Genomic DNA, 12,473 nt, shown 5'->3' with positions numbered 1-12,473 from the left:
TGGATCAATCCACCCGCCACCGAAGCCGCACCCGACACCGCGTCATCACAGGCCGCACAAGCAGCCTGACGTCTCATCCGGATTGACAGCTACCGGTTTCGGTCTCCAGCCAGTACCACTGGCCTGACGGGTTGCACTCCAGGAACCACCATCGCCCGTCAGCGCCCACGCAGAAGTCGAATGCGCCGAAGACGAGCCCGAAGTGGTCCATGTAGTTGCGCAAGGCCTGCTCGATGCCCGGCGGCGGTTGGACGGGGGCGTAGCTGAGGCGGCTGTAATCGGTGCGCCAGTCCAGCAGGTCGGAGTCGATCCGGACGCAGAACACCTGCCGGCCGATGACGGTCACGCGGACGTCGGCCGTCTTGGGCACGCGCTGCTGGAACAGGTGCGCGGTCCCGGCCACACGGTCATCGATCTCGTCGGCCGTCACCTCGGCGACCTTGACGACGGACGAGACCCCGTCGACCAGATACACCGGGTTGTGCAGGGGCTTGTAGATGACCGGAGCGTGCCGCTTGATGAAGGCCCGGGCCGCGTCCGGGCTGGAAGTGATGAGGGTGGGGGGCACGTCGAAGCCGGCCTCGACGGCGGCCGCCAGACCGGACGGCTTGAACTCGGCGTCCCCGATGCGGTGCGGGTGGTTGACGTACAGGCAGCCGGGCAGGGCAGCGAGGATGCCGCCGAGCCCGTATCGGGCCTGGGTGGTGGCGAAGCGTGCGTCCTGCTCGCTCAGGTGTGGGAAGGCGAACCCGGAGGGCCGCCGGTAGTAGAGGGAGCGGACGCGTGCCAGGTCGGCGGTGCGGGACGGGGTGGAGATGCGGCCCTGTACGCCGTGGCGGGTGATCTCGGCCTCCACCGACAGTGATGCGGGGAAGTCCCCCGAGTCGAGCCGCACGACCGGGATGTCCCGGTCGTGCAGTTCGCGGCTCACCACGTCGGCGGTGGGGTCGTACAAGGTGGTGACGACCAGCACCGGACTCGGCTCATTCACTGGTCGCCGTCGCTCACGGTGTCGCTGTCCTGGGTGGAGCCGTTGCCGTCGGGGCTGGTGCCGGTGGACGGGCTGGTGTTGCCCGCACCCAGGCCATCAACCAGATCCGCACCCTGATCATCACCGCCCCTGCCGAAGTGCGCGAGCAGTTCCGGGGAATGCCCACGGTGGGCGGAGGCGACCGCCAGGCGGCGGTGCGGCGGGCAACTTTAGAGCTGGTCTCATTTGGTGTGATCGTCGCTACGCTGCGGGGCATGGACCTGGTTCAGCGGCTGGTGCCGGATGAGTTATGGGAGCTGTTCCAGCGGGTCGTGGAAACCTACGTCTACTTCCACGGCGTCGTCGATGGCGACTGGGGCATGTCCACCGCGGCCGGCCTGATGAAGGGCGTCATCGGCTTCGTCCTCATCTACCTCGCGAACAAGGTCGCACACCGCCTCGGCGAGCAGGGGGTCTATCGATGAGCACCGCTTCCTTTACGGCTCTGCTGCGCCGCGACCGCCGCCACGCCGAGCGCCCGGTCTGGATGGAGCGCCCGAGCGTTACGGCGCAGGGGCTGAAGTTCCTGGTCATCGTCGTGATGACGTCGGCGCCGAGCATGCCGGGCAGCACCGTCGCGCCCGGGCAGCGCAGGCGGGGCACTTGGGGGTCCACCGTCGCGTCCAGCTCGGCGGCGGGGCCGACGGCGGATACGGCGCCGGTGCTCTCGTCGACGAGCACGGCGCCGTCGGCGGTTCACCCGGTCCGCGGGGCCTGCGATGACACGGTCGGCGGAGATCAGTAACGTGTTCACGGGGGTGGGGGTCTCCTCCCGTGCCTGCTGCTTCCCTGCTGCTTCCCGGCGAAGCGTTCCGCGAGCCCTCCTACGGGAACTGCTTCTCCTCGCGGCCGATGTCGTCGATCGGGCCGAGGATCGTCCAGCCGGGCCCGAGGGGGCGGGTGGAGCGGAAGCCGTGGGCGTCCGCGTACTCCTCGGCCTCCTCCGCGGTGTCCTCGGGGGCGCGCATGATCGTGTAGCGCGGGGGGTCCTCGTGGTAGAAGCGGTAGAACGTGCGGCCCTCGTCCTTGCGCTGGTAGAGGATCACGCTGACGCCCCAGAGGGCGTCGTACACCTTCTGGTCGCGCGGGGGCGTCTTCGTGCACGTGTCGGAGGGGCGGCCGGGCTCGCGGACGCAAGTCCGGTAGCCGCTCCAGTCGATGCGTACGGCGCGGGGGTGTTCCGCGATCAGCTTCCGCATCCGGGCGTCGGCCCGGGCGAAGGCGTCCTCGCGGCGGTCGTACTCCTGCTGCAGCCGGTTGAAGCGCTGCTCGTCCAAGCCGCTGCCGAAGTGGGCCTCCAGGCCCACGAGGACGGCGACCCGCCAGGCCAGGTACCCGGCCGTCACGACGAGCAGCGTGACGACCAGGACCCGGCCCGGCGATCGCCTGTGGGGCATCAGGTCGGCGAGGTCAGAACGTGCCGCTGATGGGGATCTCGATGTCCGCCTGCGCGATCGCCGGGGGGTACTTCCCGTCGAACCGGTCATAGTGCTGGAGCGTAAACCAGTCGATGAAGCCGTAGTTCGTGATCTCGTCGTCCGGGTCGAGACCGAAGTGGTCGTAGGAGTGGAAGACGAGCTTGCCGGAGAAGGAGTTGCCCTCGACCTTGTAGTCCTTCAGCGCGATCGTGTGGCCTTGGAACTGGTGGATCGCGATGGAGAGGGCACGCTGGTTGCCGTCCCAGAGCGAGAAGTCGTACACCGGGTACTTCACGTCCTGGCGGAGGAACTCCTGGAAGAGGAAGTTCTGGGAGAGGTCCTCCTGGACCTTGAGCTGATCGGTGCGGCCCTTGCTGTCGATGAGGGACTGCTTGATGATCTGGCTGGCCTTGTCCGTGTACGCCTTCTCCTGTGGTGAGGCGCCGACGGCGCGGGAGAGGGCCGTGCCGGAGCCGCTGTAGAGGTAGCGGCCGGGGTCGAAGTTGTCGTCGACGGTGACCGTGCCCGCGCCCTGGCCGCCGCGGCCGTAGCGGAAGGCGTTGCGGAGGTCGTCGACGGACTGGGCGTTGTCGGCGTCGGCGCCGAGCTTGCCGAAGTTCATGATGTCGTTGAACTCGGCCCACATCCAGGACTCGGGCGTGATGCGGGCGACCCAGAACTCCCAGCCGAGGTCGGTGAGTTCGTCGAAGTTGTAGTCGTTGAAGGTGAGGTCGTCGGCGACGCGCGGGTCGGCCGGGACGGGCGGGTGCAGGGGGTCGGGGGCCTTGCGGTGGCCCTCGAGGAAGGACGACTGGTGGATCAGCATGTCGGTCGGGGGCGGGTCACCCGGGTCTCCGCCGTCGCCGGGGCCGTCGTCGAGGATTCGCTTGCCAGGGGCCTTGGGGCCTGCCTTGTCGAAGGCGTGGCTGTCGAGGACGACGTACTTGGCGGAGCCGTAGGCCGTGGCGGTGGCCGTGATCGTGCTGCCGCTGCGCTGCTGGCCCGACTGCTTGACGAGGTGGCGGGCCTTCTCGTCGTAGCGGTAGAGGGCCGGTGCGGTGCCCTCGATACGGTCGGGGTCGAGGCGGAAGGTGAGCCTTGCGGCGCGGTCCGCGGGGGCGGAGACCTGGAAGCCGTTGCCGAGGTAGCCCGGAGTGGACTCCGGGAACTCCCGCTGCTTGGCAGGGAGCCTGGTGACCTGGAAGCCGCCGACCTGCTTGGCGCGCAACCCCTTGAGCGTGGCCTCGGCGGCGGTGGCGCCGCCGTCCGCGCGGCGGGTCACGTCGAAGGCGGAGTTCTTAGCGCGGGGGGAGGCGTTGAGCCTCGTCTCCTCGCCGTCCTGGACGCCGTCGCCGTCGGTGTCGGCCTTGGTGGGATCCGTGCGGAGCTTCAGCTCGCGGGCGTCCGCGAGGCCGTCCTGGTCGGTGTCGGCGCGGGTGGGCGTGGTACGGAGCTTGAGCTCGCGGGCGGCCGTGAGGCCGTCCTTGTCGGGGTCCTCGGCGCCGTCCTTGGTGCCGTCGCCGTCGGTGTCGGCCTTGAGCGGGGAGCTGAAGCCGTAGCCGAGCTCGGCGAAGTCGGAGAGGCCGTCGCCGTCGGTGTCCTCGGACTTGGGCTCGAGCCCGGCGCGCACCTCCAGGTCGTCGGGGAGGCGGTCGCCGTCGGTGTCCTCCGTCGGCGAGATGCCGTGCGTGGCGAAGGACGCCCAGGTCGGGGTATCGACCTCGGCTCCGGGCTCGGCGCGGTACCAGACGGTCTCGGTCCTGCCCGGCTGGAGGGTGTTCGTGGGGCCGACGCCCTGGAGCGTCGTGCGCGCGTCCTGGGGGGCGGCGAGCTTCGCGGCGGAGGTGTCCGTGATGCGGTCAGAGAGCTCGAAGGTCAGCGACCATTTGGAGACGGGGTGATCGGAGACGTTCTCGAGCTGGAGCCGGGCGACGTACGAGCCCTCCGTCGCTCTGCCGCGGAGGGCGGCCGGGACCTGGCTCCACGCCGCGTCGCCGGGGGCGACCTGGCGGTAGGAGACGTCGACCGTGTTGTCGCGGTAGAGCGTCGCCCCGTCGGTGGCCGCGCCGTCGCCGAAGGTTCCCGCGGCGGCGGGCACGACCGTGCCGAGGAGAAGGAGTAAGGCCGCGCCGAGGGGCACGGCGGCGCTTCTGTTCATGGGGCCTCCCATGTCTGAAGACATGTCTGAAGACATGCCTGTTGTCTCGAAGCTGCCGCTGTGCCAAGGCAGTTCGGAATCGAACGGGAAAGCTAGCAGACGTGGGGGATGGTTCCCAAGGTGCGGTGGAGGCGAAATTGAGACGTTTGGGAGATTGGTAAGCCCGGCGGTTTCCACTGATCGTTGCGAATCAGCGGTAGGCGAGTTGTCTTGACCAGCGTCTCATGGCTTCGGCAGGGGTGCGGTCTCCGAGCCCTCCCTGTCAGTCTTTGGTGAGACACCCGGTGCGCCGGGTTATCCTTCCTGGGCGAGACAGGAGTCCAACCCCGTATGACCAGCACGAACGGCCCGATAGCCGAGTCCCAGGACCCGGCACCCAGACCGACCCGCCGCCGCTTCTCCCCGGAGTACAAGCTGCGCATCGTCGCCGAGTACGACGCCGCCCCGACCGGTGAGAAAGGCGCGATCCTGCGCCGTGAGCGGCTGTATCACTCCCACATCATCGAGTGGCGGGCCGCCCGGGACGCCGGGGCGATGGCCACCCTGACCGACCGGCGTACCAGTGCGGCCCGGCCGAAAAAGGCAGCAGAGCAAGCGGAGTTGGAGAAACTGCGGAAGAAGGTCGCCCGGCTGGAGAAGGAGAACGCCAAGAAGGACGCGGCCTTGGCGGTGCTGGGAAAAGCACATGCGCTCTTGGAACTGCTCTCCGAGAGCGCGGACTGACGCACGCCCTCGACCCGGTCGTCGATGAGGCTTTCGCCGGTCTGGAGACACAGCTGGGCACGGCTGCGGCCTGCCAGCTGACCGGCCGCTCCCGCGCGACGCACTACCGACGTCTCAAGCCGCGCCCGCCGACCGTGCGCGCACCGCGTCCGGCTCCGCCGTCGGCCCTGTCGGCAGCCGAACGGGCCGCCGTGCTGGAGCTGTTGAACCGGCCGGAGTACGCCGAACTACCGCCCGCCCAGATCTGGGCACGAGAGCTGGACGCCGGAAACTACTGGTGCTCGCCCTCGACGATGTACCGGATCCTGCGGGCCGCCGGGCAGAACGGCGACCGCCGCCGCCAGGCCACCCACCCGGCCAAGGTTAAACCGGAGCTCGTGGCCGACGCCCCCTCGCAGGTCTGGTCGTGGGACATCACCAAGCTGCGCGGACCGGCCAAGGGCGACTGGTACCACCTGTACGTGCTGATCGACCTCTACAGCCGCTACGTCGTCGGCTGGACCGTCGCAGGCCGCGAAGACAGCCTGATCGCCGAGGAGTTGATCCGCACCGCCATCGACCGCAACGGCCTCGTGCCGCACACCGTGCACGCCGACCGGGGCACCTCGATGACCTCCAAGCCGGTCGCCCAGCTGCTGATCGACCTCGGCGTCACCCGCTCCCACTCCCGACCGAAGACCTCCAACGACAACCCCTACAGCGAGGCCCACTTCAAGACCGTCAAGTACAGCGGCGACTTCCCCGAGCGGTTCGGCTCCCTGCAGCACGCCCGCGAGTGGTGCGACGGTTTACTCACCTACTACAACCACGAGCACCGGCACTCGGCGATCGGCCTGCACACCCCGGCCAGCGTCCACTTCGGCACCGCCGACCTCGTCCACCAGCAGCGGGCCGTCACCCTCGCCCAGGCGTACGCGGCGCACCCCGAACGCTTCGGCCGCCGACCCCAGCCCCCGAAACTGCCCACGGCCGTGTGGATCAACGAACCCCGGCCCGAGACAGAACCCCAGAAACAGAAATCATAGCCTCAAACTGTCTCATTTGACTTGACACGTTCCGGTCCTGCTCACCGCGGCGACGGGCGGCTGGATCTACAGCCGGCTCAACGGCAACATCAAGGGCGCCGACCTGGGCGACTCACTTGGTGACAACCGGCCGAAGGCCGCCAGGAGCGGCCAGAACATCCTGGTCATCGGTTCCGACAGCCGCAAAGGGCTCGGCGATGCCTACGGCAAGAACCTCACCACGATGCAGTCGGACACGCTGATGTTGCTGCACACCGGCGGCAACGGGAAGTGGGCGACCGTCGTCTCCTTCCCTCGCGACTCCTGGGTGCAGATCCCCGCCTGCGACCGCGGCACCAACACCCAGTCCACCGCCCACCACTTCAAAATCAGCGAGGCGTTCGCGATCGGCGGCTCCACCGGCGACACCGCCAAGGCTGCCGCCTGCACCATCAAGACCGTCGAGGCCAACACCGGTGTCCGGATAGACCACTTCATGATCGTCGATTTCGGCGGGTTCACCGGCATGGTCAACGCCCTGGGAGGCGTCGAGGTCTGCCCCCGGCAGGCCATCCATGACACCAAGGCCCACCTCGATCTGAAGGCCGGCTGCCAGCTCGTCAAGGACGAAAAAGCTCTCGGCTACGTCCGTGCCCGCTACAGCGTCGGCGACGGCAGCGACATCGGCCGCATCGGACGCCAGCAGGAATTCATGCAGTCCCTCGCCGGCCGCGCCAAATCCAAGCTCTACGACCCGAGCGCGCTGTACGGATTCCTCAACTCTGCCACCAAGTCACTGACCACTGATCCGACGCTAGCGGGAATCAAACCCCTCTACAGCCTGGCCAGCAGTGTCAAAGGCATCCCCACCAGCCGGATCGCCTTCCTGACCGTGCCGAACTACCCCCCGCGAGCGCGACGTGCCCACCGACAAGGCCAACGTCACCTGGCAATACCCCGCCGCCCAGGAGATGTTCACCGCCCTCGCCCAGGACCACGAAACCACCAAAGGGGCTCTGAAAAAGGCCACCGCACAGCTGCCACCCGCGGCCGGGACGATCCACTTCACGGTCCTCAACGGCACCGGCACCCCCGGCACAGCCCAGAAAATCGCCGACCAGTTGCGCGCACTCGGCTACCAGATCACCGCCACTGGCAACGCCCCCGCCCGCGCGGAGGAGAGCACGCTCACCTACCCGCAAGGCCTCTCGCCACAAGCCCAGGCTCTCGCCGACCGTCTGCACGGACTGACACCGAAACTCTCCGACCAGGCAGCCCCCGGCACGCTCACTCTCACTGTCGGCCCCGACCTGCCCACCCCCAGCGGCTGAGGGCTGGCGGCCGAGGCCAGGAACTCCCGGGCGGGGCCGGCGTCCCAACGCCGCTTCAGACGTCGGGTAGCCGTACCGCCCGTCGGCTCTGCCCGGGAGCCGTGCGGGGCCAATTCAGGCCCCGCGGCCGCTGTCTCATCGGCCACCACCTGCGCACCTTTCCCCCTCCACGAAATATGACTGGAATGCACAACGATCCGGGTGCCCGCGGAGACGCAGACCCGCCTCCGTCGAACGGCTTCGTTCCCGTGCCGCAGTGCTGGCTCTGCGGCGTACTCGCGACCGTCGCCCAAGGGGCATGGCGCGGCGAAGGCAACCTCACACGGCGGGACTGGCTGTCGGTGACCGCCAGCGGAATGCATCACCGCATGAACGACCACGGCCTCCAACCTGCACCCACCAGCCACGGCCGCACCCTGGCCGCGGAGCGTCGCGCTGTACAGCTCGCCGCTTCCCGTCTAGCCGACGACGCGCCCGCCCTGGTGGCCGGCTCCGCCGGCGCGCTCCGTGCGGGATTGGTGGTCCGCGCGGCTTCCCTGCGCCGGGCAGTGCTTGCCGCCTGGCGGGAGGGGGTCCCTCCGGAGGTTCTGGCTGCCGACTCTCGCCTATCACTGGCCACCGTGCTGCGGTGGATCGAAACGAGCTGCTGAGTGAACGGTCCGTCGGCTGCAGCCTGGGTGGACGCTCGCGTTTCCCGTCGGCGGGGTGGACAGCGGGCGGTGGCGTCCAAGGGGGAGCGCCGCCGTCCGCCTCAACGTGTGAATGCTCGTCAGTTGACCGTGAAGCTGCCCTTCATGCCCTGGTCGGCGTGGTTGCCGATGCCGCACTTGTAGGTGTAGGTGCCGGGCTTGGTGAGGGTGATGACGGCTTCTCCGGTCGCGCCGGGCTTGACCGGGCTGACCTCGCCAGCCTCCTTGCCGTCAGGGCCGAAGATCTCCAGTTCGTGTTCCTCGGTGCCCTTGTTCTCCAGCTTGAACTCGATCTTCTCGCCAGCCTTGGCGGTGAAATTCTCCAGACCCACCAGCTGGAAGTTCTCGGCTTCGACCTCGACTTCGCGGTCGTAGGCGGCTTCGGTGTCCTCGTCGGCCTTGGCGCCCTCGACGGTGATCTTCGTTCTGATGCCGTCGCCGGTCTGGCCGGGCTTGCAGGCGATCTCGTAGGTGCCGCCCGCCAGCTTCACCTCCATGTCGCGGGAGGTACTGGGTCTGTACGGTCACTGGTGTAACTCCCGAGCTGGAAGCGGCAGTTGATGACTGACGTGACGAGTGACACCGAGGCCGGGAAGGCCCCTGTGAGTGGGACGAGCGCCGTGGATGACGGGCTGGTCGCCGAGTTGATTGCCCGGGCTCAGGCCGGTGGCGTGAAGCTCACCGGGGAGGGTGGCCTCCTGCAGCAGCTGACCAAGCGGGTGTTGGAATCCGCGCTGGAGGGCGAGCTCACTGATCATCTGGGTCACGAGCCCGGTGAGCGGGCCGAGGGTGGTAGGGAGAACTACCGCAGGGGGCACCGGTCCAAGACGGTGATCACCACCGTTCGCTACACAGCCCCCGCAGAAGACCAGCCGTAGCCGTTCGCCTTCTTACCTGCGTCGCAGCCTGTATGGCGGACGGTAGCGACCCGGTCGTATGCACCGGTCGATGGTGCCTGCCGGAACCGGGGGAGATCTCCGACTCCGAGGCGACGCCGGCGGTTGCAACAGCCCAGCCGCGTCCCACCAGGAAGGCGTCCCCCAGGGGCTGTTCGGGTCAGTTCGAGCCGAAGACCTCGACATCGCACTTGGCTGCACCGCTGCGCTTGATCCGCCCATCGCAGGTGATCAGCGGGGCGCCGAGGGATTCGGCGAGCGCGACGTACTGTGCGTCGTAGGCGCTCAGGTTGGCGTGAAGAGTGCGAACTCGTTCCCACAGGGGGAGGGTGTCGTGTTTCTCCAAAGGCAGTGCCGTGAAGTCAGTCATGGCCTTCGTCACCTGCTTCTCGGTGAGCTTGCCGCCGCGCTGCATCCCGAGCAGCGCCGATTGGATTTCGTAGTCGATCAGCGTGGGGGCGTAGACGGTGACGGCCTCGCCCACGCGCGTGCGGACAGCGCTACCGGTGGCGCCGTGATGGGTCAGGAAGACCACCAGCGCCGACGCGTCGATGACGATCAACGGCCCAGCCTGCCCTCGTCGATCGCTGCCAGTACGTCATCGGTGGCGTACTCCGCGGCGGCTTCGCGCTCCAGTCGTGCAGCCATCTCCCTCATGGTCGGCTTGGTGGTCTCTGTGGCGATCAGTTCTTGCATGTACGCCTGGAGAGACTTCCCGGCCTGGGCGGCACGGGTCTTGAGGACACGGATCTGGTCTTCGGGCACGTCCCGGATGGTGAGCACACTCATATCTGCATTCTAGCGCAATTTTCTGCATTCTGCAGAATTGGTGATCTGGCTGCGACCCTGCATGTTCTTCGTGGGCATGTCCGGTGCCGTAGTCGATTAGGTACGCACTCCGGAGCGCCGAGTTCGGGGCCGGGCGGATGGGTGAGCAGTGGCGCCCAGGATGCGGACCCGGCGGCTGTACGTGCTCGATGGCGGCGAACACGTACAGCCGCACCCCGATCAGGGTGACCGTCTCGAAGAAGTCACAGGCCAACAGGGCATCGGCCTGGGAGCGCAGGAAGTCGCCCCAAGTACTCAAGCTCCGTTCGGGCGCCGGGTCGATCCCGCTCTCCCTCAGGAGTTCCGCAGTAGAGGTAGCCGCATAGTCGCCGAAACCAGGGTTTGACCTGCGGGAACGCCGCGTGGCCCAGTGACGGGGCGTGTCACTAGGCCGCGGTGAACGTGCTGGTCAGGCGGGCGTCGTCACGCCGAGGACTTTCTTGGGTGGTTCGACCTGCAGGGCGGCGAACAGGTCCTGCTGCGGCTTGGCGAGCTGGGTGGTCTGGCGGAAGGAGCCGGCCGGGCCGGTGAGGGTGACGGCGTGGACGCGCTGGAGCTGTTCGCGGATGCGGTTCCAGGTGGTCCCGGTGCGGGTCTCGGCGACGCGGATCAGCACCAGCGCCAGCCAGCACAGCAGGACATGGGCGCGGATGCGGTCCTCGCGGCGGTGGTAGACCGGGCGGAGGTCGAGCAGTTGCTTCATGTCCCTCCAGCCTCTTTCCACCTCGAGAAGCTGCTTGTATCCCAGAGCGATATCCTCGGCGCTCAAGTTGGGGTCGGAGGACCGCAGCAGGTACTTGCCGTCCAGGTTCTCCTCGGCGGCGATCTTCTTCTTGTCGATCCGCAGCAGCCCGCCGGGGGTGGTCCGCAGGAACCGCTTCAGGCCGGGTTTGGTGGACAACTGCCCGGCCAGGTGGGCGCGTTCGGTCCGGCTCAGCTTGTCGGTGCCGTGGATGACCTGTTCCAGTTGCTCGACGAACTTGGCGCGGATGGTGGCGTCGCGTTGGGCCTGTTCGGGGTTGAAGCAGATCACGAACCGATCGTCGGAGCCGATGTTGACCTCCTTGACCTGCATGTTGTCGCGGACGGTCGCGTAACGGCCGGGCCTGGACAAGGCGGCCTTGACCTCGGGAGAGCCGGAGCGGAGTTTCTCGCCGATGATGTAGCCGCCGCCTCCTTGCATGAGGGCTCGGCGGTTGGCGGCGGAGGTGAAGCCGCGGTCGGCGACCCATACGACGCGCGAGAGCGACCACTCGCGCAGGTCGCGCTTGACCTGGCGGATCAGGCCGGAATCGGCGGTCGCTCCAGGCCATGACCAGACGCGGACCGGGATGCCGTCGCGGGTGACGGCCATGCCGACGACGACCTGGGGCAGGTCGTCGCGGGAGTCCTTGGACTTGCCGTGGGCGCGGAATCCCCGGTGGTGGGAGGCCAGTTGGGGGTCGCTGCCTTCGGGCAGCAGGCGTCCGTCGGCGTCGCGCGGGGCGGGCTCGTCCGCCTCCTCGGTCTCGAAGTAGGTGCTGGTGGTATCGAAGAACAGCAGGTCCACCTCCAGGTTGAGCAGGTCGGTGACCTGGAAGTACACCCTCTTCGCCAGTGCGGGTTCTCTCTGAAGCAGCCAGTCCATGGCCCGGTAGCAGGCATCGTCGCTGACCTCGGGGAGGCCGTCGATGAGGGTGTCGTGGGCGATCCAGTCGGTGGCGGCCAGCTTGCTGGAGGCGTCCAGGGCGCGGTTGGCGGTCAGGGCGAACAGCACCCGCTCGACGCGAGAGGCGATCTTGCGGCCCGTCAGCTCCTTGGCCATGGCCTTGTCGATGCCCAGCTGATGCCACAAGGCGTCGAGGGCGTGCGCGGCGCCGAACGGGCGGGAGTCGGTCAGGGCCAAGCCCTCGCCGGGGGCCGACGGCGCTCCGGCCGGGTCCAGCATCCGACCGAGCGCGGCGATGAGTCTCTCGATGGCCGGGCGGTCGAGCTGGTCCTCGCGGCCGAAGGAATACAAGACCTTGGTGCGAGAGGCCTTGGCGACCGGGTCCCACTCGTTGTGGGCGAGCTGGAGGTAGCGCACGGTCTTGCCGTCGCGGTCCTTGCGCGTGGATGCCTTCACGTACACAGGCAGCGACCCTAGCAGCCGTGATCGCTAGCTGCTCCTACTGGGTCTGCAGGTCACAGCAATGAAGTCCGGAGTTCAGTGTCACTAGGAATTCTGGGCGGTACCGCTAACCACGGACGCGCTGACCAGCACGTTCGCCCCGCAGCACCTGCCAGAAGGTCGATTTGCTGCGGAACCCGGGTCGTGCTGTCGACTGGTGGGTGGCTACCGCCTCTACGCGTCCCAACCCGTGAGCGCGCGGCAGAAGTCGGCGTCGAGTCGGAGGATCGAGGGGCTCACCTCCGCT

At 68.1% G+C, this 12,473-nt stretch carries 11 protein-coding genes and 3 pseudogenes; 7 read left to right on the top strand and 7 right to left on the bottom strand.

The features are described 5' to 3' along the window. Positions 1-73 precede the first annotated feature (73 nt). Complete coding sequence (tgmB, locus tag ACZ3TS_RS31640) at positions 74-991, bottom strand: ATP-grasp ribosomal peptide maturase (RefSeq protein ID WP_467624673.1); 918 nt, start codon at positions 989-991, stop codon at positions 74-76. A 308-nt stretch (positions 992-1,299) separates the two neighbouring features. Here tgmB and ACZ3TS_RS31635 point away from each other — a divergent pair. After that, positions 1,300-1,455: pseudogene (locus ACZ3TS_RS31635) on the top strand (sugar ABC transporter permease); the annotation flags it as partial. After that, the gene (locus ACZ3TS_RS31630; RefSeq protein ID WP_467624671.1) at positions 1,452-1,775 is read left to right on the top strand and encodes a hypothetical protein; all 324 of its coding nucleotides are present in this window, start codon (positions 1,452-1,454) and stop codon (positions 1,773-1,775) included. The pseudogene ACZ3TS_RS31635 and the gene ACZ3TS_RS31630, both read left to right, overlap by 4 nt. A 79-nt stretch (positions 1,776-1,854) precedes the next feature. On the opposite strand, the gene ACZ3TS_RS31625 is transcribed toward ACZ3TS_RS31630, so the two are convergent. Together ACZ3TS_RS31625 and ACZ3TS_RS31620 are read right to left on the bottom strand one after the other, a co-directional pair. Next, positions 1,855-2,427 carry a hypothetical protein gene (locus tag ACZ3TS_RS31625; RefSeq protein WP_467624669.1) on the bottom strand — a complete coding sequence of 191 codons (573 nt, stop codon included), beginning with the start codon at positions 2,425-2,427 and terminating at the stop codon, positions 1,855-1,857. A 13-nt stretch (positions 2,428-2,440) separates the two neighbouring features. Further along, a complete protein-coding gene (locus ACZ3TS_RS31620) occupies positions 2,441-4,606 on the bottom strand; it encodes a DUF3289 family protein (RefSeq protein ID WP_467624668.1) in 2,166 nt (721 codons plus the stop codon). Positions 4,607-4,936: 330 nt separating this feature from the next. On the opposite strand from ACZ3TS_RS31620, the gene ACZ3TS_RS31615 reads away from it, so the two are divergent. From ACZ3TS_RS31615 to ACZ3TS_RS31600, 4 genes and pseudogenes are all read left to right on the top strand, one after another. Beyond that, positions 4,937-5,329, top strand: coding sequence for a transposase (locus tag ACZ3TS_RS31615; RefSeq protein ID WP_467624665.1), 393 nt, complete (start codon positions 4,937-4,939; stop codon positions 5,327-5,329). Continuing rightward, a complete protein-coding gene (locus tag ACZ3TS_RS31610; RefSeq protein ID WP_467624682.1) occupies positions 5,326-6,354 on the top strand; it encodes an IS3 family transposase in 1,029 nt (342 codons plus the stop codon). The genes ACZ3TS_RS31615 and ACZ3TS_RS31610 overlap by 4 nt, the downstream gene beginning before the upstream one ends. A gap of 223 nt (positions 6,355-6,577) precedes the next feature. Next, a pseudogene (locus ACZ3TS_RS31605) lies at positions 6,578-7,012 on the top strand (LCP family protein); the annotation flags it as partial. 241 nt (positions 7,013-7,253) lie between these two features. Continuing rightward, entirely contained in the window at positions 7,254-7,664 is a 411-nt protein-coding gene (locus tag ACZ3TS_RS31600; protein ID WP_467624663.1) for a LytR C-terminal domain-containing protein, read from the top strand. A gap of 769 nt (positions 7,665-8,433) precedes the next feature. Here the strand turns inward: ACZ3TS_RS31600 and ACZ3TS_RS31595 are convergent. Then, positions 8,434-8,850, bottom strand: a complete 417-nt coding sequence (locus tag ACZ3TS_RS31595; protein ID WP_467624662.1) for a cupredoxin domain-containing protein — start codon at positions 8,848-8,850, stop codon at positions 8,434-8,436. 63 nt (positions 8,851-8,913) lie between these two features. On the opposite strand from ACZ3TS_RS31595, the pseudogene ACZ3TS_RS31590 reads away from it, so the two are divergent. Further along, positions 8,914-9,198: pseudogene (locus ACZ3TS_RS31590) on the top strand (transposase); the annotation flags it as partial. Positions 9,199-9,409: 211 nt separating this feature from the next. Here the strand turns inward: ACZ3TS_RS31590 and ACZ3TS_RS31585 are convergent. From ACZ3TS_RS31585 to ACZ3TS_RS31575, 3 genes are all read right to left on the bottom strand, one after another. Beyond that, a complete protein-coding gene (locus ACZ3TS_RS31585) occupies positions 9,410-9,811 on the bottom strand; it encodes a type II toxin-antitoxin system VapC family toxin (RefSeq protein WP_467624661.1) in 402 nt (133 codons plus the stop codon). Further along, positions 9,808-10,038, bottom strand: coding sequence for a FitA-like ribbon-helix-helix domain-containing protein (locus tag ACZ3TS_RS31580; protein ID WP_467624658.1), 231 nt, complete (start codon positions 10,036-10,038; stop codon positions 9,808-9,810). The genes ACZ3TS_RS31585 and ACZ3TS_RS31580 overlap by 4 nt, the downstream gene beginning before the upstream one ends. A 448-nt stretch (positions 10,039-10,486) precedes the next feature. Continuing rightward, positions 10,487-12,187, bottom strand: a complete 1,701-nt coding sequence (locus ACZ3TS_RS31575) for an IS1634 family transposase (RefSeq protein ID WP_467624656.1) — start codon at positions 12,185-12,187, stop codon at positions 10,487-10,489. Between the last annotated feature and the right edge of the window lie 286 nt (positions 12,188-12,473).

This window comes from Streptomyces sp. NPDC022910 (assembly GCF_055561075.1).
The sequence above is the reverse complement of the archived record's forward strand: the minus strand, read 5'-3'. Positions and strand labels throughout refer to the sequence as shown.

What these genes read in the sequence shown, in the direction of transcription:
- ACZ3TS_RS31630 (WP_467624671.1), top strand. Translation starts at nt 1,452, where the DNA reads ATGAGCACCGCTTCCTTTACGGCTCTGCTGCGCCGCGACCGCCGCCAC.
- ACZ3TS_RS31625 (WP_467624669.1), bottom strand. Translation starts at nt 2,427, where the DNA reads ATGCCCCACAGGCGATCGCCGGGCCGGGTCCTGGTCGTCACGCTGCTC.
- ACZ3TS_RS31620 (WP_467624668.1), bottom strand. Translation starts at nt 4,606, where the DNA reads ATGAACAGAAGCGCCGCCGTGCCCCTCGGCGCGGCCTTACTCCTTCTC.
- ACZ3TS_RS31615 (WP_467624665.1), top strand. Translation starts at nt 4,937, where the DNA reads ATGACCAGCACGAACGGCCCGATAGCCGAGTCCCAGGACCCGGCACCC.
- ACZ3TS_RS31595 (WP_467624662.1), bottom strand. Translation starts at nt 8,850, where the DNA reads ATGGAGGTGAAGCTGGCGGGCGGCACCTACGAGATCGCCTGCAAGCCC.
- ACZ3TS_RS31580 (WP_467624658.1), bottom strand. Translation starts at nt 10,038, where the DNA reads ATGAGTGTGCTCACCATCCGGGACGTGCCCGAAGACCAGATCCGTGTC.